This window comes from Mucilaginibacter lappiensis (assembly GCF_050433765.1).
In the GTDB taxonomy this organism is placed as follows: Bacteria; Bacteroidota; Bacteroidia; order Sphingobacteriales; family Sphingobacteriaceae; genus Mucilaginibacter; species Mucilaginibacter lappiensis_A.
Genome location: NZ_JBNPWP010000001.1, coordinates 227,136 through 252,115 on the forward strand (window position 1 = coordinate 227,136; position 24,980 = coordinate 252,115).

A 24,980-nucleotide genomic window follows, 5' to 3' on the forward strand; every position below is an offset into this window, starting at 1 on the left:
TATTACAGCTTACTATATCAAATACTGATCAATTACATCCTGCGGGATCTTTGCTCCGCGGCCTGTTGCCATATCTATCATGGTGTAATCGAACCACCCGTCGCAGCAAATTTTATTGGTGGCTTTGTTGGTGATGCTGAATTTTACCCGGCAGCCTTTGCTGTCAATGGTTTCGATACCTGTTTTTACGATGAAATAGTCGCCCATAGTTAAGGCGCGTTTGTAGTGGACATGAGCCGTACTTACTACCCAGCCAAAGCCACGCTCCATGAATTTTTCCATGGCCATCCCATAGCAACGTTCCATCTGATCATATCGGGCGGCCAGTACATAATCAAAATATTTACTGTTATGCACATGCTGAAACATGTCAATATCATCAGGGCGTACACGAAATTCGGTTTCGAAAGTGGAATAAGCAGGAGTATTCATGTGGCAAAGATAGCGAGTTGGTTTATTAAGTGAGTGGTTGATCAATGAACGGCTATTTTTTTATAATCTCCTTTACTAATCTCTATTTATCTATTCGGTTTTTTTATCTTCGGAACAAACTCTCATCACTACAATGAAAATACTGCGTAAACTATTGCCACTTGCTTTTTTATCATTACATTTTGCTGTACAGGCACAGCAAAAACCGGTAAACATGCAATATGCCGTTTCTATGGAAAAAGCGGCTGACCATTTTTACCATGTGGAGCTAATAAGCAAGGCCCCGGGGAAAACACTCGACTTTAAAATGTGCGCCTGGACACCTGGTTACTACCAACTGCTTGATTTTGCAGGCGCTGTTCAAAATTTCAATGTTACTGATGCTAAAGGCACCGGGCTAAAGTGGGAAAAACCATCTAAAAACGTTTGGCGTGTTTACCGCAATAACACAGGTATAGTAAAAGTTTCATACGATGTTAAGGCTACAATTGCCTTTGTGGGTAATGTGTACCTTGATGAAACAAGGGGATACATCACACCCGGAGGTTTGTTCATGTACCTTGATCAGGAACTGCAGCACCCGGTTACTATTGCAATGAAACCATACAGCAAATGGGCAGATAGGGTAGCAACCGGGCTTGATACCATCCCAGGCAAATACCATGTGTACAAAGCCGATGATTTTGATGTATTATATGATAGCCCCTTTCTGATGGGTAATTTGGAGGTACTGCCTCCGTTTACCGTGAAAAATAAGCCGCATAATTTTATTGGCTATCAGCTTCCGGCTTTTGACCGGCAGGCGTTCATGGATGATCTGAAAAAGATTGTGGAAACAGGCAGCAACATTATTGGCGAAATACCTTATACCCATTACACATTTTTATCAATAGGGGCAGGCGGCGGCGGAATTGAACATTTAAACTCTACCTCATTAAGCTTTAGCGGCGGCGAAGGCTTTAATTCGCCGGAGGCCAGAAAAAAGCTGTACAATTTTATTGCGCATGAGTATTTTCACCATTATAACGTAAAACGCATAAGGCCAATTGAACTGGGCCCTTTTGATTACTCAAAAGAAAACCATACCAATATGCTTTGGGTATCTGAAGGGTTTACAGTTTATTATGAATACCTGATAGTTAGGCGTGCCGGTTTAATGAGTAATGAAGATATGCTGGGAGATTTCAGCAACAATATTCAAAACTATGAAAATAAGCCCGGGCATTTTTACCAGTCGGCTACGCAGGCCAGCTACAATACCTGGAACGACGGGCCAAACGGACGTGTAAATGAAGATATTAATAAAACCATCTCTTACTATGATAAGGGGCCGGTACTTGGATTAATGCTTGATTTTAGCATACGTCATGCTACCAAAAATAAAAAAACGCTTGATGATGTAATGCGCCTGCTTTATTTTAAATACTATAAACAGTTAAAACGTGGTTTTACAGAGCAGGAGTTTAGGAACGGGTGCGAAAAGATAGCCGGCATACCGCTTCCTGAATTGTTTGAATATGCTTCGACCGTTAAACCACCCGATTATCCAAAATACTTTGCTTACGGTGGCCTGTCCATAGATACCAATGCAACCAGGACCCTTAACTCCTGGATCGGTATTAACGTAAGGCAGCAGCGAGATACATTGAAAATAGTTACGGTTGAACCCAATTCGCCGGCCTGGAACAAAAATATAAGAGGAGGGACTATCATATTGACTATAGACGGTAGTCCTGCAACACAACAGCTACTTTATCACTCATTTGAATCCAAAAATAACGGCGATACCCTGAAGCTTACAGTGCAAAAAGGATTGGTAAAACAAGATGTTGCTATTGTATTAGGAACCAAAAAAGAGAAAACCTTTAAGATAAGTCCGCTGCCCAAGCCCGACTCTTTGCAGGCGGCTATTTATAAAAGCTGGGTAGGTAATTAAGTAAATATCCGCTAATTCAACTTGCTAAATCCCTTGCAAATATGAAACACTAACTGTATCTTTGCACCTCAAATAATTAATCATTCACGCTTTAATATTATTCAAGTAATGTATTTAGGTAAAGAAGCAAAGGCAGAGATCTTTGCAAAACACGGTAAATCAGCTACAGACACAGGTTCTGCAGAAGGACAGGTAGCTTTATTTACAACCCGTATTGCACATTTAACTGGTCACCTGAAAAAAAACAAACATGATTTTTCGACCCAGTTATCACTTCAAAAATTAGTAGGTAAACGCCGTGCATTATTGGCTTACTTATACAAAAAAGACATTGAAAGATACCGTGCTATCATCAAAGCGCTACAGCTAAGGGATATCATTAAGTAATTCTCTCCTTTTTTATTTAAAAGCCATCCTGATTAAGAGGATGGCTTTTTTACTTTGAAACAATATTCACACACATAAAACCGATGCGCTCCGAAAGATGAAAAGTGCATCACAAACAAAAAAAGATGAGTTTAAACGTAATTAAAAAGGTTATTGATTTAGGTGACGGCCGCACCATTGAGATCGAAACCGGTAAACTGGCCAAACAAGCCGATGGCTCTGTAGTAATTAAAATGGGTGATACCATGTTACTGGCTACTGTAGTATCATCGCCCGAGGCGAAAGAGGGAGTTGATTTTTTACCCCTTTCTGTTGATTACCAAGAAAAATATGCTGCCACCGGTCGTATCCCGGGTGGTTTTTTACGCCGCGAGGCGCGTTTATCAGACTATGAGGTTTTAATCTCGCGTTTGGTTGACCGTGCTTTACGCCCAATGTTCCCTGAAGATTATCATGCTGATACCCAGGTGATGATCTCCTTAATATCTGCAGATAAAGATATTATGCCTGATTGCCTTGCCGGTTTGGCAGCATCAGCGGCTTTGTCTGTTTCTGATATCCCTTTTAATGGTCCTATCTCTGAAGTTCGTGTAGCTAAAGTTGATGGTCAGTTAGTTATCAACCCAACTTTAAGCCAGTTAGAAAAAGCTACTTTAGAGTTTATTGTTGCCGGTAGCGAGCATGACATTAACATGGTTGAAGGCGAATCAAAAGAAATTCAGGAAGCTGAGCTTGTTGAAGCTATTAAATTTGCACACACCGCTATTAAACTACAGTGTTTAGCTCAAAAGGAACTAACCGTTGAAGTTGGCAAAACCCAAAAACGCGTTTACAGTCATGAAAACAGTAACGAAGAGCTGAAAAAAGCTATCTACGCTGCAACTTATGATCAGGTTTACGCTATCGCTTCTTCTGCATCGGCAAAAGACGAGCGTTCGGTTAAGTTTAAAGAAGTTCGTGACGCGTATATCGAAACTTTAGGTGAGATTGATGACGTTACTAAATTCCTTGCTAAAAAATACTACCACGATGTGGAGTACGATGCTATCCGTAACCTTGTATTAGACGAAGGAAAACGTTTAGACGGTCGTACAACTACACAAATACGCCCAATATGGAGCGAAGTTGGTTATTTACCATCTGCTCACGGCTCGGCTGTATTTACCCGTGGCGAAACACAATCATTAACCACTGTTACTTTAGGTGCTAAGGATGATGAGCAAATGATTGATGGCGCGTTCATCAATGGTTATCAAAAATTCCTGTTGCACTATAACTTCCCTGGTTTTTCAACCGGCGAGGTTCGTCCAAACAGGGGTGCTGGTCGCCGCGAAATTGGTCACGGTAACCTGGCCATGCGTTCATTAAAACAAGTATTACCATCTGAGGATGAAAACCCATACACTATCCGTATAGTTTCTGATATCCTGGAATCAAACGGTTCGTCATCAATGGCTACAGTTTGTGCAGGTACATTGGCGTTGATGGATGCAGGTGTTAAAATTAAATCGCCGGTATCAGGTATCGCGATGGGACTGATCACCAACGAAATGGGTACTAAATATGCTATCCTTTCTGACATCCTGGGCGATGAAGATCACCTGGGTGATATGGACTTTAAAGTTACAGGTACTGCCAATGGTATAGTTGCCGTACAGATGGATTTAAAGATCAATGGTCTTTCGTACGAAGTGTTAACCAACGCTTTAAACCAGGCTAAAGATGGTCGTTTACACATTCTTGGTGAAATGGCTAAAACACTTACTGCTCCGCGTGTTGATTACAAACCACATGCTCCGCGTATTGTTACCATCAAAATTGATAAAGAATTTATTGGTGCAGTTATCGGACCCGGCGGTAAAATTATCCAGGAAATGCAACGCGAAACAGGTGCAACCATTTCTATCGAAGAAAAGGACAACCAGGGTATTGTTCAAATATTTGCCGATAACAAAGCATCTATTGATCAGGCCTTGTCACGTATCCGCGCTATCGCTTCAAAACCTGAAGTTGGCGAAGTTTACGAAGGTAAAGTGAAATCAATTATGCCGTTTGGTGCATTTGTTGAGATCATGCCTGGTAAAGATGGCTTACTGCACATATCTGAAATTGATCACCGCAGAATTGAAAAAATGGACGGTATATTTGAAGTAGGCGATGAGGTAAGAGTAAAACTGCTTGATGTTGATAAACAAGGAAAGCTTAAACTTTCCCGCAAAGCATTATTGCCAAGGCCGGAGTCACCAAAAGCTGAAAATTAATTTATTGAATTTTTATTTGCAAAACCCTCGATAAGAGGGTTTTGCTATTTAGCCTGTTTTGTTCTGAGTTTTTTTTGAAAAATCAAAACAAAACTTACTTGTTTAAACTTTATAATAGTTAATAGATAGTCAATAAAACCGTAAAGTCCGATCCTGCTTGAAAAAAACATGACTTCTGCTACTAATGATCCTTTAGATTTTCTCAGCAATAATCCGCATGGAATACAGTCGGGGGCACGAACCGATTTGGTCCAGCTGTTATTATATGAGATTATTAGGGTTAAAGAACTAATAGTATATTATGACTCCATTCCCAATGGAGGTGGACAACTTGGATCATCAATTTTAAATGAACTGGTATCAGAGGCCTATAGCTCTTTGGTAAATTATGATACCATACTCATGAAAAAGTATTACGACCTTTTGCTTAATTGCGATTAAGTACCACGTAATGACGCGCGGTGGGACTTTGCTTCATCCCAAAAAAGTTTACACTAAATTAATAACTCCTCCTCCAGTTGGCCCGGGGGTTTTATATATTTGCATATGAATCATTTAATAGCACCATCAATTTTAGCTGCCGATTTTGCCAACCTGCAACGCGATCTGGAAATGATCAATAAAAGTGATGCGGATTGGGTGCATGTTGATATTATGGATGGTATGTTTGTACCTAATATATCCTTTGGTTTCCCGGTTGTAAATGCCACTAAAAAACACGCAACCAAGCCGCTTGATGTACATTTAATGATTGTTGACCCCGACCGTTATTTAAAAGCTTTTAAAGACGCGGGAGCCGATGGTATTACCGTACATTATGAAGCCTGCCCGCATTTACACCGTACCATACAAGCCATTAAGGAGCTGGGCTGCAGAGCAGGGGTGGCCCTTAACCCGCATACGCCTGTTGCATTGCTCGAAGATATTATTGCCGACCTGGATATGGTTTTAATCATGTCGGTAAATCCTGGATTTGGCGGACAGAAATTTATTCCCAACACCTACAAAAAACTGAAAGATATTAAAGCGTTAAGCCAGCAAAAAAATCCTGGCCTGCTGATTGAAGTTGATGGTGGAGTTGACCAGAGTAATATTGAAAAATTAGTTGAAGCCGGTGCAAATGTGCTGGTCGCGGGTAATTCGGTGTTTTCGTCGGCCAACCAACTGGGTGCCATATCCAATCTTAAATACCCCGAAAAGTTATTACAATCGTAATAAATTCTATTAACCTAATAGGATTAATTACAAATTTGCAATCAAAGGGCCTTTTGTTGATTAATTGTATATTTTTTCAAAAAATGTAAATAAACTCTATATATTTTGTCAAATTAATTAACTTCGGCCCAACTAAATACGAAGTTCCTAATCGTGTATTCAGAACCTACAATTTGTTAACTATATGAAACATAATTTTGGTGCCGGACCAGGCATTTTACCTCACGAAGTTTTAAAACAAGCTGCTGAGGCGGTAATTGATTTTAATGGTACAGGATTGTCATTATTGGAGATCTCGCACCGTTCAAAAGAATTTGAAGCAGTTTTGGATGAAGCTGTTAAGTTGGTAAAAGAATTATTCAACGTTCCTGAGGGTTATTCGGTATTATTTTTACAAGGTGGTGCCAGCACACAGTTTGCTTTGGCTCCTTATAACCTGTTGCCTGCAGGCGGCAAAGCTGCCTACCTGGAAACTGGTGTATGGGCAAACAAAGCCTTAAAAGAAGCCAAATACTTTGGTGAGGTTGAAATTGTTGCGTCGTCAAAAGAAAGCAACTTTACTTATATCCCTAAGGATTATACCGTACCTGCTGATGCTGCATATTTCCATATCACATCAAACAATACTATTTACGGTACACAGCTACAAGAGTTCCCATCATCGCCTATACCGGTGGTTTGTGATATGTCGTCAGATATATTCAGCCGTAAGATTAATGTTGCTGATTTTGGGTTGATATACGCAGGTGCTCAAAAAAATATGGGCCCGGCTGGTGTAACGCTGGTAATTGTTAAGGATGATATATTAGGCAAAACAGATCGTAAGATCCCTGCTATGTTTAACTATCAAACGCAAATTGAAGGTGGTTCTATGTACAACACACCTCCGGTTTTTGCTATCTACGTATCTATGCTTACACTTAACTGGTTAAAAGCTAAAGGTGGCGTTGAGGCTATTGAGCAGGAAAACATCACCAAAGCAAGAGTGCTTTATGATGAAATTGACCGCAATCCTTTCTTTAAAGGTGTTTGTGTTCCTGAAGATCGTTCGCACATGAATGTTTGCTTTGTTGCTGAAAATCCAGAGCACGAAAAACCATTCCTTAAACTATGTGATGAAAGAGGAATAGTGGGCATAAAAGGCCACAGAAGTGTTGGTGGTTTCAGGGCATCAATATATAATGCATTGCCAATAACCAGCGTATATGTGCTGATTGATGCCATGCAGGAATTTGCAGAAAAGAATAAGTAGCCCCCTACCCCCCTGAAGGGGGAACAAAATAATTAATAACCTCCGGTATCTTTAAAGGATGAGTTTATCACTCCCCCTTTAGGGGGCCGGGGGCTTAAACTATACATAAGATGATCAAAATATTAGCTAATGACGGTATAGATCCGATTGGAAAGCAGCTTTTAGAAGATGCCGGATTTTTTGTTGATACCAATAATATACCTCAGGATGAACTTCCTGAAAAGTTGAAGAACTACGATGCCATAACCGTACGTAGCGCTACCAAAGTGCGTAAAGCCTTAATTGACGCTACGCCTAATCTAAAACTGATCGGTCGCGGTGGTGTAGGTGTTGATAATATTGATGTGGAGTATGCCAAAGAAAAAGGCATCGGTGTTTATAACACGCCTGCTTCATCATCATTATCAGTTGCCGAACTGGTATTTGCCAGTTTATTTGGTGGTGTACGTTTTCTGCATGACAGCAACCGCAAAATGCCGGTTGAAGGTGGCACTAAATTCAATGATCTGAAGAAAGCTTATGCAAAAGGTATTGAGCTGCGTGGCAAAACTTTAGGTATTGTAGGTTTTGGCCGTATCGGCCGCGAGGTTGCTAAAATAGCTATAGGTGTAGGTATGGATGTTATTGCTTATGACCTGTTCCCTTTTAACCCTGAGCTTGATATTGTTTTAGGCGGTGGCACAACTGTTAAGGTATCTGTAAAAACAGTTACACTTGATGAGGTGATCAAACAAGCTGATTTTATTACCCTGCACACGCCATTTATTGATAAAGCGCTTTTCGGTGCCGAAGAACTGGCACAAACCAAAAAAGGTGTAGGTCTGGTAAATATTTCACGTGGTGGCTTAATTGATGAGCTGGCCCTAATTGATGCATTAAACAGCGGACAGGTTTCATTTGCCGCTTTGGATGTTTTTGACAACGAGCCAACTCCTCGCGAAGAAATATTAAAACACCCTAAAATTTCCCTTACCCCGCACATTGGCGCTGCCACTAACGAAGCTCAGGAACGGATAGGTGTGGAGCTTGCTAACCTGATCATTGATCACTTTAAAAAATAAGTAAACACGAATTGCACTAATTTGTGCGAATTATACGAATGGCACGGATCTTTTTGGTTCGTGCCATTTTGTTTAAACAGTAATTTTTACGTAAGCAGAAAGACGATTGAAATTATTAATGTTTAACTCCGAGATATTCTATATATTGAGATTCAGTTGGATACACTCTTGAAATAAGCAGCCTTATTTTAGTATTTACTTTTAAACTATCAGGATGGCGTAAAGAAAAGTCATTGTTTATCGTCTTCCCATTATAACTGTATTGTATATCTACTTCGGTTCTATCAATTTTAGGATGCCGAAACCCCATAACTTTTGCAATCACAACTACTGTGTACTTCATTGCTTTTTCTCTTCTTAAGAGCCCGTAGCTGACTGCAATAAAACCAAGACAAAAAAATGCCCGACTAATATGCTTGCGAGTTTTAGGATCCATCGATATAGCCATAGTATTGATCAGAGTTTTGCTATAAAGATAGTTAAATAGTAAAATATTTAATATGTGTACCCCATCGTAAATTAAAGCGTATAAACCACGTCCTTCTCCGGTATGGTAACGATATAACCATTATGCTCCAGATCGGCAGCCAGTAGTTGCATACTTTCTGCTTCGCCGTGTACCAGGAAAACGTTTTTAAGCTTTGATTTATCCTGTTGTTTTACGTTTTCCACCAGGTCATTATGATCACCGTGAGCGCTTAATACATCAGTTTGTTTAATGGTGGCATAAACGGCCAGCTCCCTGTCTTTAATATGAACAATGGAATCGCCGCGCAGTAAACGATGACCTAAAGTACCTTTGGCGCAGTAACCTATAAACAAGATGGTGCAATAATAATTTTGGATATTATAAAAAAGGTGATCCTGGATACGGCCGCCCTCCAGCATCCCGGCTGAGGAAATAATGATGCAGGGTTCATAATAATTTGAGATCTGCCTGCTGTCCTTTAAAGTTTCTACATAGGTAAGGTTGTCAAATTCAAACTCGTCGCCTTTGTCCTTGTAAAAATCCTGCGCTTCCTGGTTCACCAGGCTGTGATATTTTCTGAAAATCCCGGTCGCCATGGTAGCCATTGGACTATCCACAAAAACTTTAACCTTCGGCAATAATCCCTCGCTGAATATTTTGTTTAACGAGTACACTAATGATTGTGTACGCCCGATACTAAATGCCGGTATAATTAACCTGCCCTGTTCCCGGATGCAAGCTTTGTCAATGGTTTCAATTAAGGCTTGCTCAACCGACTTATCCTTGGTATGATAACGGCCTCCATAGGTCGACTCCGAAACCAGGAAATCAACGGGTGGCAATGTTTGCGGGTCGTCCAGAACAGGATAGTTTTTCCTGCCGATATCACCGGTAAAGGCAATGGACTTTTCTTCGCCGTGCTCCGTTACTTTCAATACAGCCGCGGCGGCACCTAATAGATGACCAACCGGGATAAAGGTAAGCTCGATATCGCCATTAATGCGAAAAGGTCTGTTGAAACCGATGGTAACAAAGCGGTCTACCGTATCCATTACGTGCTTTTGCAGATAAAGCGGTTGTACACCTCCACCAGAATTGAATTTGCCTTTGCCGCGTCTTCTATTACCTTTATTGGCCTTATTCATGAATATACTTACCGAATCGAGCAACAGGAGCTCGGTAAGGTCGGCAGTAGGGGGAGTGCACAATATCTGGCCATTAAAGCCCAGCCTGACGAGGGTGGGTAAATTACCTGAATGATCAATGTGCGCGTGCGTAAGTATCACCACATCGATCTCTTCGGGGCGAAAAGGGAAATTTTCGTTTGATTGTATGCTGCGGTCTTTCTCGTAATCCAACCCGCAATCCACTAATATCTTATATTGGTCAACTTCCAGCAAATGCATGCTGCCGGTTACCTGCCGGGCCGCCCCGTGTATGGTTAATTTCATTATATATAATACGCTTTTACGTTGTACGTTGTACGTATGATGTTGTTAGTTTTTGTTGTGAATATAATAGTTTATTTTACGTAAAGCATATTACGTAAAACTTACAACCTAACTGTTTTGTGCATCAAACTGCAGTTGATTCAAATAACGGTAAAGGCCTTGCTCGTTACTGATCAGTTCCAGGTGGCTGCCGCTTTCAATGATCTCGCCTTTTTCGAGCACGATGATCTTATCAGCCTCGCGAATAGTTGAAAGCCTGTGCGCTATGATAATTGAAGTACGATCCTTCATCAGCTCTTCCAAAGCCTCCTGAACCAGTCTTTCTGATTCTGAATCCAATGATGAGGTCGCCTCATCCAATATGAGTATAGATGGATTTTTTAACAATGCTCTTGCTATAGCTATACGCTGGCGTTGACCGCCTGATAATTTAACACCACGTTCGCCCACAATAGTTTCATAACCTTCGGGGAAGGAGGTGATGAACTGGTGGGCGTTTGCGCGCTTGGCAGCCTGTATAATATCTTCTTTTGAAGCGTTGAGCCTACCATAGGCGATATTCTCTAATATCGATCCACCAAAAAGCAGCACATCCTGGGGTACAATAGCTACCTGGTTACGGATATCGGTAATGGAGAAATCAGACGCCGGACGACCGTCAAACAAAATTCCGCCATTTTGAGGATAGTAGAACTGCAGTATCAATGATGCCATAGTTGATTTACCCGAACCGCTGGGCCCAACAATAGCCACCCGCTGACCGGCCGCTGCATTAAACGAAATACCTTTTAAAACCGTAAGCTCTGAACGGGAGGGATAGGCGAAAACAACGTTTTCAAAAGCCAGATCACCTCTTATGGGTTGATCTATTTGGTTATTGCTTTCAACCATGGATATATCTTCGCCGTTTTCGGCAAGTATCTCCAATACCCTTTCGCTTGCACCTACTGCCTTTTGTAAATTGGCATACAGATCAGGGAAAGTACCCATAGCAGCGCCTACAAAAATAGAATACATAATGAAAGTGGTAAGGTCGCCCACCAAAATTTCATGATGACTAACCAATACCGAGCCATACCATATCACCCCAACAAAAGTTCCGAAGAGGCAAAACACAATGAACGATGCAAATATTCCGCGGAATTTGGCGCCTTTTACGGCAATATCAACTACGTTGCGCAGTATTTTATCGTAACGGGTTGCTTCATAAGCCTCGTTCACAAATGCCTTTACGTTAGCTATACCCTGCAGGGTCTCCTCAACTATTGTGTTCGATTCGGCCAGTTTATCCTGGGCCTGGCGTGAAAGTTTACGTATGTACCGGCCAAAAAATACAGCGAACCCTACAAGAAAAGGTAAAATAGCCAGTAAAGCCAGCGTTAATTTAATTGATACTACCGCTAATAAAATAACACTACCCACCATGATCACCAACTGCCTGATGATCTCGGCTATAGTAGTAGTTAGCGTATCCTGTATTTGTGATAGATCGGCAGATATGCGGCTGTTCAGCTCGCCAACACGACGGTTGGCAAAAAAGTTCATCGGCAGCGTAATCAGTTTAAAATAGGTATCACGCCTAATGTCGGCCAGGGAACGCTCAGCAACCTGTACAAACCAAACTACCCTGAAAAATGATACAAAGGCTTGTGCGAACAATAATAAAAAGCCTGCAATAGCTATGGCATTTAAGCTATGCGGCAAATAGTTGTTTGGATATTTGCCCTGAGCCGCATCAATCAAGGCACCCAGTATTTTAGGGAATGCCAGGCCTACCACGCTTGATATGAGCAAAAATATCAAACCCAATATGAATTTACCCCGATAAGGTTTTATGTAATTGAGCAGTTTCCTTATGTTTTGGATACTCTGCCTGTTAATTTTTGCTTTTGGTAATTCGGTCTCGGTCTTAGCGCCACTGTTCAGTCGTCCTCTTGCCATTTATAGTTTTAAATAGATGCAGGCGTAAAATTACACCTTAACTTTACTTTTTTTGCTTATCAGAAATAAAATTGACGCAAGCATGAGAACAATTACAATAATATAAATACGTTGTGAATTTTCTTTTTGCTGAATTGCCTTTTGAGCACTGGCCTTTAAAGCTATATTTTGCTGCCTTAGCTTATTAATAGTGCTCATAAAGCCCAAGCTGAGGCTTTCGGCCTCTTTGGAATGTGTTTGGATTTGCCTTTGCTGAAATGCCCGGTACTCCAACAGTATTTTTAGCTCCTTGTAAATATTATCATCTGTTTTAACAATATCCATCAAAATGTCGTTTGAGCGGCGTATGTCGCTTTTTGTTTGCAGGCCAAATATGCCGGTGTGGTCATTAAGGCTCTGCTGATATTGCCCAAAGCGCTGCTTGCGCATATCAAGCATATTGTTTATTTTTTTTCGCTGCAGTTGATAAGCTATGGAATCGGCATTTACCTGCGATTGTGCATAAGCCAAACCAATACCCGAAAAACAAAAGAAGCAAAGCAGAATGATTTTTTTCATGGATTAAAACTTATTGAAACTCAATAATTACCTTGTCATTAAGATTTAAACCTAATAAGCCACTGGCGTTACCTTTATTTATCGCTATTTCCAGGTGGTCGCTTATACCAAAAAGACAAAGTTTTTCGCCAACAGGCACTTCGTTATAGTGCCAGCTTAAATGGTTAATGGTTTCGTTACGTTTAAAGTTTAGTACAAAACGCCGGCCTTGCTGCACACTGTTAAAAAATTCTTTAGTGATATTGGTTATCACATTTTGAAACGAATCGATATAAATAACCACGCCTTTTATCAGGTTTTTTTCAATAACAGGCTGTAAATTCATTTTGTTTTCGATGTCTTGAACCGGCAGGCCTATTTCACTAAGTTTACCCCCCTGTGCCAGATGACAGGCTGCCTTAACAAAAATATCGGCCAGCGGGAAATGCAAAAACTTCAAATCCTGCATAATATTGATCTCCACAATTTCCTCCGGATCAATATCAAACATCAGCGAAAAAATGCCGTTATCGGCACCAACAAAATAATGCTTTTTGTATCTTACAGCAAGGTATTTGGTATGGTCATTATAAACAGTATCAATACCAATAAGGTGTACCGTATTCTCGGGAAAGTAATAAAAACTGTTTTTTAATATAAACGCGGCTTGCTGTACATTAAAGGCCGCAACGTTGTTGGTAATATCAACAATATTAACTGAGGGTAACAATTTATAGATGCTGCCCTTAAGTGCAGCCTGGTAAATGTCTTTATCGCCCAAATCAGTAGTTAATGTTATTATTGCCATTAATTTTATAATATTTATTGCTAATCTTGTAGTAGCATTTGAAGCTACAAATATTCAATTTTTAATTCATAAAAATCGGTAACTAAAAAATCAAATTAGTATTGAACGAGCTAAAGCTATCAATTGAAAACGTAAATCCGGCAGTATTGTGGGGGCCAAATAATGATCATTTTGAGATCATTAAGAAACAATATCCTAAACTTAAAATAGTTGCACGTGGCAGCGAAGTTAAAATTCTGGGTGATGATCACGAACTGAATATTTTTCAGGAAAAATTCGATCACCTGCTGCAACATGTGGAGAAATTCGAAAACCTGAACATAACCGATCTTGAGCGAATACTTGGATCAAAGGCTACCGCCGCGCCATCAACAGATCAGATAACTGATAAGTTTGCCAGTGGCGAAGTGATAGTTTTTGGGCCAAATGGCGTGATGGTTAAAGCGCGTACCGCCAACCAGCGAAAGATGGTTGATAGTATTAACAAAAGTGACATACTTTTTGCCATAGGGCCTGCTGGTACCGGTAAAACATATACCGCTGTTGCCTTGGCTGTACGGGCGCTTAAAAACAAGGAAATTAAACGTATCATTTTAACCAGGCCGGCTGTGGAAGCAGGGGAGAACCTCGGGTTTTTACCGGGCGACCTGAAAGAAAAGATAGATCCTTATTTGAGGCCATTATATGACGCGCTTGATGATATGATCCCAGCCGAAAAATTAAAATTTTACCTGGAGAACCGTACCATTGAAATTGCACCATTGGCATTTATGCGTGGCCGTACGCTGGATAACTGTTTTGTGATATTGGACGAAGCGCAAAATGCTACCGATATGCAGCTCAAGATGTTCCTGACCCGTATGGGGCCGTCGGCAAAGTTTATTGTTACGGGTGATGTTACACAGATAGATCTTCCTAAAAAGCAACAATCAGGTTTGCATACTGCACTGCGTATACTAACCGATATTAAAGGAATTGAAATTGTTTACCTGAGCGGTGAAGACGTTGTAAGGCACAAACTGGTTCGTAAAATACTGGAAGCTTACGGAGATATACAATAAAAGTTTAGTATCAGGTAGTTTAGTTGGTATCAAGTAGTTAGTATCAAGTATCAAGATTTTTGATTGCTGTACTAACTATTTGTAGCCGGCATTAAGCGCCAGGCAAAATACTTGCTACTTGATACTAACTACTTGATACTAAAAAGAATGAACGCAATAAAAGAAACACATTTTAACTTACCCGGTCAAACTAATTTTTACAAAGGCAAGGTACGTGATGTTTATACTATAGATAATAAGTATCTGGCCATGGTGGTTACAGACCGTATTTCGGCCTTTGACGTGGTACTGCCCGAACCTATTCCTTATAAAGGACAAGTGCTGAACCAGATTGCAGCACGTTTTTTAGAAGCCACTGCTGATATTGTACCTAATTGGGTAATATCAGTTCCTGATCCGAGTGTTACCATCGGTCGCATTTGCGAACCTTTTAAAGTAGAGATGGTAATACGCGGTTACCTGGCAGGCCATGCATGGCGCGAGTACAGCGCCGGTAAAAGAGAGGTTTGTGGTGAAAGCCTGCCCGAAGGTTTAAAGGAGAATGACATACTGCCTGAGCCTATCATTACTCCTACCACTAAAGCATCAGTAGGGCATGACGAGGATATATCAAAAGCAGAGATCCTTAAACAAAATATTGTATCGGCCGATGATTATGCAAAGCTGGAAGCCTATACCAAAGCATTATTTAAACGCGGAACTGAAATAGCCGCGAAGCAAGGATTGATCCTGGTTGATACCAAATATGAATTTGGCAAAATTGATGGTGTAATTTATTTAATTGATGAAATACATACGCCCGATTCGTCAAGGTACTTTTATAAGGAAGGGTATGAAGAACGCCAGCAAAAAGGCGAGGCTCAGAAACAACTTTCTAAAGAGTTTGTAAGGAAATGGCTCATCGAAAACGGATTTCAGGGTAAAGAAGGCCAGGTAGTACCGGTAATGACACCTGATATTGTAAAATCGATATCTGAGCGCTATATAGAACTGTATGAACAAATTATAGGCGAAACATTTGTGAGGCCGGATAATGCAAGTGTTCTAAACAGGGTGGAGACCGGAATTAAACAGGCATTAAGTAATTTGTAATTACACGTAAATTAATCTTATCTTAGCTTCTTAATATTTAACAAGAATGAAATTTACTGTTGATAAGCACGAGAAATATATTTTAGTGAAACTTAATGAGTCAAAACTAAACTCATTGGTTACACCTCAATTAAAATCTGAGTTGATATTGATCAATACTGAAGGTCAGCGAAATATAATTCTTGATCTTTCACAAGTAAAATTTGCAGATTCTTCGGGTTTAAGTAGTTTACTGGTAGGTCATCGTTTGTGTAAAAATGCGACAGGATTATTTATCCTGGCAGGATTAAATGATGCCGTAGCCCGTTTGGTTACCATTTCACAATTGGATAATGTACTTAATATTGTTCCTACAGCCGAAGAAGGCATCGATCTTATTTTCATGGAGGAGATTGAAAAAGAACTGAAAAAAGAAGCAAGATAACCCTTATGATTGTTTACCCTGTATGAAATTTGAGGTAACAATACTTGGGAGCAGTTCTGCAACACCCATTTTTAACAGAAATCCTACATCACAGGCACTTAATATTAATGAGCACCTGTACTTAATTGATTGCGGCGAAGGTACTCAGCAGCAAATGCTGCGTTTTGATATTAAAGCCAGCCGTATTGATTATATATTTATAAGCCATCTTCACGGCGATCATTATTTGGGACTGGTAGGTTTACTATCATCCATGCATCTTAACGGACGCAAAAAAGCTCTTTACCTTTTTTGCCCGGCACACTTAAAAGAAATTATTGATCTGCAATTAAAATATTCAGAAACCACACTACAGTTTCCGCTTGAGTATACTTTTACAAACGCCCAAAAGGCCGAAGTGATCGTAAACAATAATGATATCATTATTGAAACCATTCCGCTTGATCATCGTATTGATTGTACCGGTTTTATTTTCAGGCAAAAAAAGCGTTTACGCAAATTGATAAAAGAAAAGCTGGATGAGTTAAATATTCCTGTTGAGTACTATACGGCGCTTAAAAAGGGGAAGGATTATACTTCAACAAATGGCACGGTATATAAAAATGATACCTTAACTACCGATTCTGAGGCGCCTAAAGCTTATGCCTATTGTTCAGATACATTGTATAATGAGCAATATTTTAACCAGATCTGTAATGTTACAGTGCTTTACCACGAAGCCACATTTTTAAATGATATGTTGGACAGGGCGCTAATTACCCATCATACCACAGCGCTGCAGGCAGCACAAATAGCATTAAAAATCAATGCGAAAAAGTTGTTGATCGGCCATTTTTCGGCCAGGTATAAAACTTTAAATGAGTTGCTTGATGAGGCCCGAAGTGTTTTCCCGGCAACCGAATTGGCAATTGAAGGAAAAACATTCAGTATCGAGTAGGGAAGAGCAAAGAGTTTAGAACCAAGAGACAAGACATAAAAAAAGCAGGCGATGATCGTCTGCTTTTTTATTATTCAAATTTTAAGTAGTCTTATCTCTTGATTCTAAACTCTTGACTCTAATAAATCAATCTTTCTTGCCGCCAAAAACCGAAAAGCTTACATAACGCTTAGGATGTGCCTTCAGATCAATAAACAGATTGTTCAGGTTGTTTGAAGCATCTGCAAGATTTTTATACATCTTATCATCATTAAGCAATAAACCCAGCGAACCCTGGCTGGTATTGATCTTGTTGATAGTAGCCTGCAAATCGGCCATAGCTTTATTGGCGTTATCAAGGGTTTGCTTAATATTTGAAGCAGCTATATCATTACTCACTTTCTCAAAATTAGCACTCATCCCCTCTATATGGGCCGTGCTGGTTTTTAAACTACCCGAAACAACTTCGGCATTGGAGAGGATGGCATCAATATGGCCGGATTGTGAACCAACCAGGTTGTCAATTTTTTTAGTAGTGCCTTCAAGGGTTTGCAACGAATTGGCAATGCTCATGAAGCTGCGGTCAATATTTTTTTGAAAAGTTGGATTCAATATTTTATTAATGGCTGCCAGTGATGAATCCATTTTTGATATCAGCATCTCGGCCTTTTTTTGGATAGGCTGCAGGCTTTCAGCAAGACTGCCTTGTATATCGGCCTTTAATGTGTCCTTATCTTCGGCAGGTACCTTACTGTTTCCAAGCTCAAAAACTATTGCCTTGCTGCCCAAAAGGTCGGTACTTGACAGTTTTGCAAGTGTATTATTAGGTATAACGTAATCCGGATCAATTTTAAACTCTACAATGGTATGTCCGTCAGGCTGTAGTTTCATACTTGATACCCGCCCAATCTGAAACCCGTTAACCAATACAGGTTTGGCCAAAGCAAGCCCTTCTACGCTTCGGTAAACAGCATAATATTTGTTTGACCCCGAAAAAACATCATTTCCCCGCAAAAAGCTGTATCCTAATAAAAGTATGGTAATTGCTATGGCCGTAAGTGCTCCTATTTTTGTTTCGTTTGAGATTTTCATTAAGCAGAGTTGTTATGGGGTTTAAGTAGTTTTGCTGTGGGTCTTTTTAGGGCTTTTATATAGTACGTTTTATAGTGAATTATCGCGACACTAATTCCATCTCTTTTTTATAAGTTGTTAAAGCCCTAACGATGGAAGCCACAATTTCGTTTTGTCCATCTTCCGAATTTAGGTATTTTTCATCATCAGGGTTGTTTATATATCCTGTTTCTACCAAAACCGATGGCATTGCACTGTGGCATAGTACATATATACTCTGTTCCCGCATGCCATCACTTGGTCTTTCGTCTGTTTGAACAAATTCAGTGTTAATAAGGTTTGCAAGATTTATGCTTTGCTGGCGAAATTTTCGTTTGTACTCATTGGTCAAAATAATAGTAACAGGATCGTCAGGATCCAAACCGGCACCCATTTCAGAATCTCCTTCTACCTGGTTGGCTTTTATTTCATTTTCTGCTTCTCTTGTACGCTTTAATCCATAAACAAGTAATAACACACCTTTGCCGGAACGGTCTGGCACACTAACCGTCCTGTATACCGGTTTACGGCGCTTAGTGCCAACCCTTTCACGTGCATGTCTGTCTGGTAACGAATTGCAGTGTATCGATATAAAAACATTTCCTTTGTTTTGATTAGCTATTTCTGCCCGTCGCTCAAAAGAAACATCATCATCGGTAGCGCGTGTCAATACAGCCGTTACTCCGCCCATATCTTTTTCTATGGCTTTTTGCAATTTTAATGCAATAGCAAGCGTTACATTTCTTTCTTTAGAAAAACTTCCTGATGCACCAGGTGAAAAATGTCCCGGTCCGGAATGAGCGCCACCATGACCTGCGTCAATAATGATGGTTTTTATTTTAAAACCGGTGGTACTATTTGGAACAGTATCATTTTTTGAATTATTTATAATAGTATCTTGTTTAATGAAACTATAAGATGTAACCGGAAAAAATGAAAGGAATGCCAGTAATGCCGATAAACTATAAATCAATCTTTTCAATGCCCTATTTTTCATTATTTTTGAACGCTGTTAACTATATCTGCAAAAATACTATTCATAATCCATTTTGAAATCCATAACTTTCTTTTTTCTCATTGCAATTATTTTAACGGTAAATGTACTTGTTGCCGAAAGCAAAGGTACACATAAGGGCTATAGCGGCAAGCCTGTTGCAGATACTATTATAAAACTTGATACCATCAAAGACAGGAAACTGCTTAAAGGTAAAAAAAACGGACGTATCCCAGCACCAAAAAATGATACCGCTAAAAATGATACTACCAAGAAAAACGGGGGGCTGCAGTCTGAAGTAAAGGCTGTTGCTGAGGATTCTACACATAGTGATGTTGAACATGATATTTTATACCTCTATGGGCGTGCCCGTGTTACCTATGAGGATTTTGAGCTGGATGCTGATTATATAAGGGTTGACCAGAAAAATCACCTCATATTTGCAAGGGGAAGCATTGACCCCCGTACCAAGCGTTATGTAGGCCGGCCTATTTCCAAGCAAAAAAATGATAAACCGGTATCATCAGATTCCCTGCTGTTTAATTACGAGACAAAGAAAGGAAAGTTGTACAATCCGGCGTCGGAGCAGGATGGTAACTTTATATCGGGTGGGCAGGCAAAAAAACTAAATGAAACAGAGGTAGCCTATCGTAATGTGATCTTTAGTACCTGTGATCTGCCGTATCCCGATACCCACTTTGGTATTGTTATAACCCGCGGAATTGGCGAAAAGAACAGGATTATTTCAGGGCCCGCTTACCTGGAGATTGAGGGTATCCCCTTACCTTTAGCCATTCCATTCGGCTTTTTCCCAAAGCCTAATCAACGTACATCCGGGGTAATTTTACCTACTTTTGGTGAAGATCAGCAATTGGGATTTAAACTGTCGGGTTTTGGTTACTACCTGGGGTTTAATGATTATATTGACCTTACCACTACGGCTACTGTATATTCAAAAGGATCATACGAGTTAAATAGCGTTATGCGTTATTTAAAGCGATATAAATACACCGGGAATCTTTCACTAAGCTTTGGTTCGCATAATTATGGGCTGCCGGGTGATCCTTCTATTAAAGATGTCCATATCGATTGGACACACTCGCAGGATGCCAATGCTAATCCCGGGTCTACGTTTAGTGCATCGGTAAATGCGGGTACAGCGGGCTTTTTCAGAAACAGCCCTGCATTTTCAAATTACAACGTAAATAATATTGCCCAAAGTAGCTTGCGTTCCAGCATTTCGTATGGTAAAACATGGGCCGGAACACCTTTTAACCTGAGTGTGGGTTTGTCGCACAGTCAGGATATTGCACGTAAAACCATTACAATTGAGTTACCAACGATAGCTTTTGGTATGTCGTCAATAAATCCTTTTGATTCAAAAGACAGAGTTGGCGAACAAAAGTGGTATCAAAAACTTACGGTTAGTTATAACATGACCGCCACAAATAAGGTAAATGATATTCCCGAATCAGAATTGTTTAAAAGCGAAACGCTATCAAAACGTTTGCAAAATGGTTTTCAACACCAGATACCGGTAAGTTTAGGTTTAAATGTGCTTAAATATTTCCAGTTTAACAGTAGTGTAAATTATACCGAACGCTGGTATTTTCAAAGCATAAACAAAAGATTTGAGCGGGGTAGTATCAGCAATACAGATCAATTGATCACTGATACCATTGCCGGGTTTAAACGCTCGGGAGAATATAGCCTGAGCACAGGTTTATCAACTAAATTATACGGACAGATAAATTTTAAACACGGAAATTTAAAGGCCATAAGGCACATAGCAACTCCATCAATTAGCTTTGGTTACCGTCCGGATTTTTCAGACCCAAGTTTTGGGTATTATAAAACCGCGGTAAGCGATGCTACTATTCCATACCCCTATACCTCCCAAAAATATTCCATTTTTGATGGGGCGGTTTACGGCGGACCTTCACCGGGAAAACAGGCAGGACTAAATTTTAGTTTGGATAACACCATCGAAGCAAAAGTGAAAGCCAAAAGTACCGATACATCGGGTGTAGACCGGAAGATAACTATTTTGCAGGGTTTATCTTTTTCAACCTTCTACAATTTTGCAGCCGATTCTATGAAGCTTTCGCCCATTACATTTTCGGGGCATACAGCTATTTTTAACCAAAGGCTTAATATTAGTTTTCAGGGCAGCTTTAATCCGTATGTTACTGTAATTCGTGACTCTATTCAAAATAATGTCATTCAACGGTATGCTACACAAATAAACCGGTACACCTGGCAGGACGGTAAATTTCCTCAACTATCTAACATTGGTATATCAATGAGCGGTAGTTTAAATTCTACAAAAGCTCAAGCTCCGGGAACGCCCGGGGTAAATAATACGCTGGCAAATATAAACCCGCAACAGGCTCAGCGATTAGCATTGGTAAATAGTGATCCTAACGCCTATGTTGATTTTAATGTTCCCTGGAATATTTCATTTAATTATAGTTACAGCTACAGTAATTCCCTCAATACTATTTCAACCAGTAATACCATTCAAGTTAGCGGCGATTTAAATATTACACAAAAGTGGAAAGTACAGTACTCTACCAACTATGATATTAAAGCAGGTAAATTGGGTAGCGCCACATCTTTTTCTATTTATCGCGATCTGCATTGCTGGGATCTTTCGGTTCAATGGATACCTTTTGGGTATTTAAAATCGTATAATGTTACGCTAAAGGTTAAATCAACCATTTTGCAGGATCTTAAACTGAGCAAAAGAAACGATTACACAAACAACGGAACTTTTTATTAATTAAAATGCTGGCAGAAATTATAACTATAGGCGATGAAATACTTATAGGTCAAATTGTTGATACCAATTCGGCCTGGATGGCTACTGAACTTAACAAAATAGGGGTGCGTGTTAAGCAAATCTCTTCGGTATCAGATGATAAAGAACATATTTTAAAAGCATTAGCCGAAGCGGCAGGCCGGGCCAGCATCGTTTTTATTACCGGTGGTTTGGGGCCAACCAAAGATGATATCACCAAAAAAACATTAGCTGAATACTTTGGTGTAGGCCTTGTTGAAAATAAGGAAGCATTGGATAATGTAGAGCGTATTTTTGCCCGGTATAACCGCCCATTGCTAGAGGTTAACAGGTTGCAGGCCTATGTTCCGGCAAATTGTGAGGTAATATTAAACCATAACGGTACAGCGCCGGGTATGTGGTTTAATCATGAAGGTGTTATTTACGTTTCAATGCCCGGTGTGCCATTTGAAATGATGTACATGATGGAGGAAGAGGTGCTGCCCAAAATAAAGTCGACAGTAAAGCTCCCTGTTATTGTTCATAAAAACATTTTAACAGTAGGCGAGGGCGAATCGTTTTTAGCAGAGCGTATTGCCGATATTGAAAATGACCTGCCACCTTATATTAAACTCGCTTATTTACCCAAATTGGGTCAGGTACGCTTGCGTTTAAGCGCTTTTGGCGAAGATCAGGAATCGCTTCAAAAACAAGTTGATGATTTTGCCGGTAAAATAATTGAGCGGATAGGCGTTGTTTTTGTAATTGATCAGGATATTGCGCTTGAAAAAGCAATACTTGATAAGATGGCTGCTAAAGGACTTACCCTATCAGTTGCTGAAAGCTGTACAGGTGGCTATCTGTCACATCTGTTTACACAACATGCGGGCTCCTCCAAAGTGTTCTTGGGCGGTGGCGTAACTTATTCGAACGAGCTAAAGGAGAGTATTTTAGGGGTAAAACACGAAACCATTGATAAGTACGGCGCAGTTAGTGAAGAAACTGCAAAGGAAATGGTTGAAGGTGCCTTATTAAATTTCAGATCTGATTTTGCCATATCCGTAACCGGGATAGCCGGACCCGATGGCGGCACAATTGACAAACCCGTTGGTACTGTGTGGATTGCAGTTTCAGGCGGTCAAAAAATGTTAATAAAGAAATACACATTTGGCAATAAACGCCGTCAAAACATTGAAAGAAGTGCGGTGATGGCTTTATCAATGTTGAATACTTTACTCACATAAGTTGCAAAGTACAGATCGAAATCCCTAATTTTGGAAAAGAAACTATAATTTTCGCATGGCCAAATACCAACTATTATTGCCAAAAATGGGTGAAAGTGTTGCAGAAGCAACTATAATTAAATGGACAAAAAGCCCAGGAGATCATATAGATGCGGATGAAGCAGTAATGGAAATTGCAACTGACAAGGTTGATTCGGACGTTCCGTCTCCGGTAACCGGCAAATTAGTTGAGCAGCTATACAAGGAAAATGATGTTGTACAGGTTGGATCAGTAATAGCAATTATTGAAACTGGTGAAACTAGCCCGGATGAACCGGAGTCAACTCCTGTTGCGCCATCTACAGCGATAGAACAAAAAGAGCACAATGAGCAACAGTTTTCTGCTCATAATACCGCACCATCTCCTGAAGCCTACCAACCACTGGCATCACCTGAGCCGGTATCTATACCCGGTTTAGAGCAATTGAAGCAAAATGCTGCCGCTCAGCCTGTTGAAACATTCAAAAGCGAGGGCCGGTTTTATTCGCCGCTGGTAAGGAATATAGCCAGCCAGGAAGGTATAAATACCGTTGAATTAGATAGTATACCAGGAAGTGGTTCAGAAGGAAGGTTAACAAAGGATGATCTTTTAAATTATCTTCAGCATAAACAAAGGCCAGCTGTCACCCAAAAAGTGGAAGAACCAGCACAACAAACTACGGCATATGTTAATGCTCCTGAACCGGCAAGACCTCAGGTTACCATACCTCCGGTTGCCCCTGCAAAACCAACAGAACAACAACCTGCTGAATTTAAACAGGCACCTGCTACTTCGGTATCGGGCATAGATGAAGTTATTGAAATGGACAGGATGCGCCGCTTAATTGCCGATCATATGGTAATGAGCAAGCAAACTTCGCCCCATGTTACTTCATTTGTTGAAGCCGATGTAACCAACCTGGTGATATGGCGCGACAAGGTTAAGAACAGTTTTGAAAAACGCGAAGGCGAAAAAATAACATTTACACCTATCTTCATCGAGGCTGTTGTAAGAGCGATCAAAGATTTCCCGATGATCAATATAACCGTTAATGGTACGCAGATCATCAAAAAAGCGGCAATTAATATCAGCATGGCTACTGCTTTGCCAAGTGGTAATCTCATAGTGCCTGTAATTAAAAAGGCAGATGAGCTAAATCTGCTGGGTATAACCAAGTCTGTTAATGATTTGGCTAACCGGGCACGTACCGGCAAGTTGTTACCTGATGATGTACGGGATGGTACTTTTACCATTACAAACGTAGGCTCGTTTGGTAATGTTATGGGTACGCCTATCATAAACCAGCCTCAGGTAGCTATTTTAGCTGTAGGCGCCATTAAGAAAAAGCCTGCTGTAATTGAAACAAAAGAGGGCGACATGATCGCTATCCGTCATATGATGTTTTTGTCGTTATCATACGATCACCGTGTAGTTGATGGTGCCCTGGGCGGATCATTTGTAAGACGTGTTGCGGATTACCTTGAACAGTGGGACATAAACAGAGTAATATAATTGCACTCCACATAAAACAAAAAAACCGGGTATTACCCGGTTTTTTTGTTGGTATTAACCTGAAAATGTCATCCTGAAC

Annotated in this window: 22 protein-coding genes; 14 read left to right on the forward strand and 8 right to left on the reverse strand. The window is 40.2% G+C overall.

From position 1 onward, the window contains the following. Window positions 1-12 precede the first annotated feature (12 nt). Window positions 13-432 carry an acyl-CoA thioesterase gene (locus tag M2273_RS01070; protein ID WP_429391901.1) on the reverse strand — a complete coding sequence of 140 codons (420 nt, stop codon included), beginning with the start codon at window positions 430-432 and terminating at the stop codon, window positions 13-15. Between the two features lie 133 nt (window positions 433-565). Here M2273_RS01070 and M2273_RS01075 point away from each other — a divergent pair, with 133 nt between their 5' ends. From M2273_RS01075 to M2273_RS01105, 7 genes are all read left to right on the forward strand, one after another. Continuing rightward, a complete protein-coding gene (locus M2273_RS01075; protein WP_429391903.1) occupies window positions 566-2,368 on the forward strand; it encodes a M61 family metallopeptidase in 1,803 nt (600 codons plus the stop codon). Window positions 2,369-2,476: 108 nt separating this feature from the next. Then, window positions 2,477-2,755 (forward strand): 30S ribosomal protein S15, encoded by a 279-nt coding sequence (gene rpsO / locus M2273_RS01080; protein ID WP_112571906.1) that lies wholly within the window; start codon window positions 2,477-2,479, stop codon window positions 2,753-2,755. Window positions 2,756-2,880: 125 nt separating this feature from the next. Continuing rightward, window positions 2,881-5,016 carry a polyribonucleotide nucleotidyltransferase gene (gene pnp / locus M2273_RS01085; protein WP_429391907.1) on the forward strand — a complete coding sequence of 712 codons (2,136 nt, stop codon included), beginning with the start codon at window positions 2,881-2,883 and terminating at the stop codon, window positions 5,014-5,016. A 168-nt stretch (window positions 5,017-5,184) separates the two neighbouring features. Beyond that, window positions 5,185-5,457 carry a hypothetical protein gene (locus M2273_RS01090; RefSeq protein WP_429391909.1) on the forward strand — a complete coding sequence of 91 codons (273 nt, stop codon included), beginning with the start codon at window positions 5,185-5,187 and terminating at the stop codon, window positions 5,455-5,457. A 105-nt stretch (window positions 5,458-5,562) separates the two neighbouring features. Next, entirely contained in the window at window positions 5,563-6,231 is a 669-nt protein-coding gene (rpe, locus tag M2273_RS01095) for a ribulose-phosphate 3-epimerase (RefSeq protein WP_429391912.1), read from the forward strand. 184 nt (window positions 6,232-6,415) lie between these two features. Then, window positions 6,416-7,483 carry a 3-phosphoserine/phosphohydroxythreonine transaminase gene (serC, locus tag M2273_RS01100; RefSeq protein WP_429391914.1) on the forward strand — a complete coding sequence of 356 codons (1,068 nt, stop codon included), beginning with the start codon at window positions 6,416-6,418 and terminating at the stop codon, window positions 7,481-7,483. 110 nt (window positions 7,484-7,593) lie between these two features. Then, on the forward strand, window positions 7,594-8,544 hold the full coding sequence (locus M2273_RS01105; RefSeq protein WP_429391917.1) for a D-2-hydroxyacid dehydrogenase: 951 nt from the start codon (window positions 7,594-7,596) through the stop codon (window positions 8,542-8,544). A gap of 115 nt (window positions 8,545-8,659) precedes the next feature. Here M2273_RS01105 and M2273_RS01110 read toward each other — a convergent pair whose 3' ends face one another. The 5 genes from M2273_RS01110 to M2273_RS01130 all read right to left on the reverse strand — a co-directional run bounded on the left by M2273_RS01110 (window position 8,660) and on the right by M2273_RS01130 (window position 13,750). Continuing rightward, window positions 8,660-8,980: a hypothetical protein gene (locus tag M2273_RS01110; RefSeq protein ID WP_429391918.1), complete on the reverse strand. Its 321-nt coding sequence runs from the start codon at window positions 8,978-8,980 to the stop codon at window positions 8,660-8,662. Between the two features lie 83 nt (window positions 8,981-9,063). Continuing rightward, complete coding sequence (locus M2273_RS01115; protein WP_429391920.1) at window positions 9,064-10,464, reverse strand: MBL fold metallo-hydrolase; 1,401 nt, start codon at window positions 10,462-10,464, stop codon at window positions 9,064-9,066. A 108-nt stretch (window positions 10,465-10,572) separates the two neighbouring features. Next, window positions 10,573-12,405 (reverse strand): ABC transporter ATP-binding protein, encoded by a 1,833-nt coding sequence (locus tag M2273_RS01120; RefSeq protein ID WP_429391923.1) that lies wholly within the window; start codon window positions 12,403-12,405, stop codon window positions 10,573-10,575. Window positions 12,406-12,435: 30 nt separating this feature from the next. Next, a complete protein-coding gene (locus M2273_RS01125; protein ID WP_429391925.1) occupies window positions 12,436-12,963 on the reverse strand; it encodes a hypothetical protein in 528 nt (175 codons plus the stop codon). Between the two features lie 10 nt (window positions 12,964-12,973). Beyond that, window positions 12,974-13,750: an SAM hydrolase/SAM-dependent halogenase family protein gene (locus tag M2273_RS01130; RefSeq protein ID WP_429391927.1), complete on the reverse strand. Its 777-nt coding sequence runs from the start codon at window positions 13,748-13,750 to the stop codon at window positions 12,974-12,976. 101 nt (window positions 13,751-13,851) lie between these two features. Here M2273_RS01130 and M2273_RS01135 point away from each other — a divergent pair, with 101 nt between their 5' ends. The 4 genes from M2273_RS01135 (at window position 13,852) to M2273_RS01150 (ending at window position 17,264) form a co-directional block, all read left to right on the forward strand. Beyond that, window positions 13,852-14,811: a PhoH family protein gene (locus M2273_RS01135; protein ID WP_429391929.1), complete on the forward strand. Its 960-nt coding sequence runs from the start codon at window positions 13,852-13,854 to the stop codon at window positions 14,809-14,811. 147 nt (window positions 14,812-14,958) lie between these two features. Continuing rightward, window positions 14,959-15,903, forward strand: a complete 945-nt coding sequence (locus M2273_RS01140) for a phosphoribosylaminoimidazolesuccinocarboxamide synthase (RefSeq protein ID WP_429391931.1) — start codon at window positions 14,959-14,961, stop codon at window positions 15,901-15,903. 46 nt (window positions 15,904-15,949) lie between these two features. Then, window positions 15,950-16,327 (forward strand): STAS domain-containing protein, encoded by a 378-nt coding sequence (locus tag M2273_RS01145; protein WP_076378832.1) that lies wholly within the window; start codon window positions 15,950-15,952, stop codon window positions 16,325-16,327. A gap of 22 nt (window positions 16,328-16,349) precedes the next feature. Further along, window positions 16,350-17,264 carry a ribonuclease Z gene (locus M2273_RS01150; RefSeq protein ID WP_429391933.1) on the forward strand — a complete coding sequence of 305 codons (915 nt, stop codon included), beginning with the start codon at window positions 16,350-16,352 and terminating at the stop codon, window positions 17,262-17,264. A 126-nt stretch (window positions 17,265-17,390) separates the two neighbouring features. On the opposite strand, the gene M2273_RS01155 is transcribed toward M2273_RS01150, so the two are convergent. Together M2273_RS01155 and M2273_RS01160 are read right to left on the reverse strand one after the other, a co-directional pair. Beyond that, the gene (locus tag M2273_RS01155; protein ID WP_429391936.1) at window positions 17,391-18,335 is read right to left on the reverse strand and encodes an MlaD family protein; all 945 of its coding nucleotides are present in this window, start codon (window positions 18,333-18,335) and stop codon (window positions 17,391-17,393) included. Between the two features lie 79 nt (window positions 18,336-18,414). After that, window positions 18,415-19,350 carry an N-acetylmuramoyl-L-alanine amidase family protein gene (locus tag M2273_RS01160; RefSeq protein WP_429391938.1) on the reverse strand — a complete coding sequence of 312 codons (936 nt, stop codon included), beginning with the start codon at window positions 19,348-19,350 and terminating at the stop codon, window positions 18,415-18,417. A gap of 52 nt (window positions 19,351-19,402) precedes the next feature. Between M2273_RS01160 and M2273_RS01165 the strand changes: the two genes are divergently transcribed. Genes M2273_RS01165 through M2273_RS01175 form a run of 3 tightly spaced genes read left to right on the forward strand, consistent with a single transcriptional unit; the run spans window position 19,403 to window position 24,901 of the window. Then, window positions 19,403-22,129 carry a putative LPS assembly protein LptD gene (locus M2273_RS01165; RefSeq protein ID WP_429391940.1) on the forward strand — a complete coding sequence of 909 codons (2,727 nt, stop codon included), beginning with the start codon at window positions 19,403-19,405 and terminating at the stop codon, window positions 22,127-22,129. Between the two features lie 5 nt (window positions 22,130-22,134). Continuing rightward, a complete protein-coding gene (locus tag M2273_RS01170; protein WP_429391941.1) occupies window positions 22,135-23,370 on the forward strand; it encodes a competence/damage-inducible protein A in 1,236 nt (411 codons plus the stop codon). A gap of 55 nt (window positions 23,371-23,425) precedes the next feature. Continuing rightward, complete coding sequence (locus M2273_RS01175; protein ID WP_429391944.1) at window positions 23,426-24,901, forward strand: dihydrolipoamide acetyltransferase family protein; 1,476 nt, start codon at window positions 23,426-23,428, stop codon at window positions 24,899-24,901. The last annotated feature ends 79 nt before the right edge of the window (window positions 24,902-24,980 follow it).